Below are 1,494 nucleotides of genomic sequence, written 5' to 3'. Positions count from 1 at the left end.
GGCCGAGCGTAGCCAGGAACGCGAAGGCGAGCGGCAAGCCGGCAAAATTCGAGGCGACGCCCGAAAACGTCAGGGTCGCGGAGCGCGTCCAGCTTGGCAGTCCGCCGCGCACGATCGCGATCGCGATGGCGAGCCCGGCAAACGCCCCGATGATGGCCGACCAGAAACTGATCTTGATCGAAGACCAGTAGGAATTGCTGATCGACGGATCGCTGACCAGCTGCAGAATATTGTCGAGCGTGAACCCGCCTTCACCGTTCCGGAAGGCTCCCACGACGAGATAGAGCGTGGGCAGGATCAAGAACATTAGGGCAAAGATGAAGAACGGCGCCACGCCGATCCATTGCGTCGGCAAGCGGAAGGCGGTCGCCTCCTTCGGCGGCACCGGCTTGGTGGCGAATGCCTGATTTGAAAGCGAGAGATCGGTCATGCGCCGGCTACCGTCTTCGAGGAAGGACCGGGCGGCCTCGCGGCCGCCCGGTGGATTTCAAGTCTTACTTGACGTTGGCGCCGACAGTGGCGTCCCAGTTCTTGCTGATAGCTTCCTTGGCCTTAGCCTGCTCGTCGAGCGACGGGAACGCGGCCGAGGCATAGGATTCCGCCGGCGGCAGCTTGGCCAGCACGTCCGCCGGGATCTTGCCGTTCTTGGCGAGATCGTTGAAGCGGATCGGGTGGCAATAGCCCTTCAGCCAGCCGATCTGGCCTTCGTCGGAGTAGAGGTATTCCATCCACAGCTTGGCTGCATTCGGATGCGGCGCGTAGGCGCTGATCGCCTGCACGTAGACGCCGGCGACGACGCCGGTCTTCGGCACGATGACGTCGACGGGCGGGTTGCCCTTCAGCGTGTCGCGGCCGGCGAGCGCGTTGTAGTCCCAGTTGATCAGGATCGGGGTCTGACCCTGGGCAAGCGTTGCCGGCTTGCCCACGACCGGAACGAAATTGCCGGCGGCGTTGAGCTTCTTGAAGAAGTCTAGGCCAGCAGTGCCGGCAGCTTCACCGGCTGCGGCGCCACCGGAAAGGCCGGCGGCGTAGACAGCCTGGATGGCCTGGTTTGAAACGCGCGGATCGCCGGCAAGAGCGACCGCGTTGGCGAATTCCGGCTTCAAGAGGTCGGCCCAGTCGGTGGGCGATTCCTTGATCAGGTCCTTGTTCACCATGAACGACAGAACGCCGTAATAGTCGCCGTACCAGAAGCCGTCGGCATCCTTGGCGCTGTCGGGGATCGAGTCCCAGGTCGACACCTTGTAAGGCTGGATCAGGCCATCGGCCTTGGCGGTCGGGCCGAAGGACAGGCCGACGTCGATGACGTCGGGCGCCTGCGGGCCCTTGTTGTCCTTGTTGGCCTTGATCGCCTCGACCTCGTCGCCGGAGCCGGCGTCGGGGTTGAGTTCGTTGACGGTGATTTCCGGATACTTCGCCTTGAAACCTGCGATGACATCGCCATAGCCGCACCAGTCATGCGGCAGCGCGATGGTGGTGAGCTGGCCTTCCGCC

The 1,494-nt window shown here is 63.7% G+C and carries 1 protein-coding gene and 1 pseudogene; both read right to left on the bottom strand.

Features of this window, described 5'->3' with window-relative positions; all coding sequences use genetic code 11:
* Positions 1–307 (bottom strand): annotated as a pseudogene (locus EN969_RS30745) (acriflavin resistance protein); the annotation flags it as partial.
* 187 nt (positions 308–494) lie between these two features.
* On the bottom strand, positions 495–1,494 hold a 1,000-nt coding region (locus EN969_RS30740), incomplete at its 5' end, for an ABC transporter substrate-binding protein (protein ID WP_164758648.1).

This window comes from Mesorhizobium sp. M7A.F.Ca.CA.003.01.2.1 (genome assembly GCF_003998945.1).
Classification (GTDB): domain Bacteria; phylum Pseudomonadota; class Alphaproteobacteria; order Rhizobiales; family Rhizobiaceae; genus Mesorhizobium; species Mesorhizobium ciceri.
This window is presented reverse-complemented; position numbering and strand designations above follow the sequence as displayed.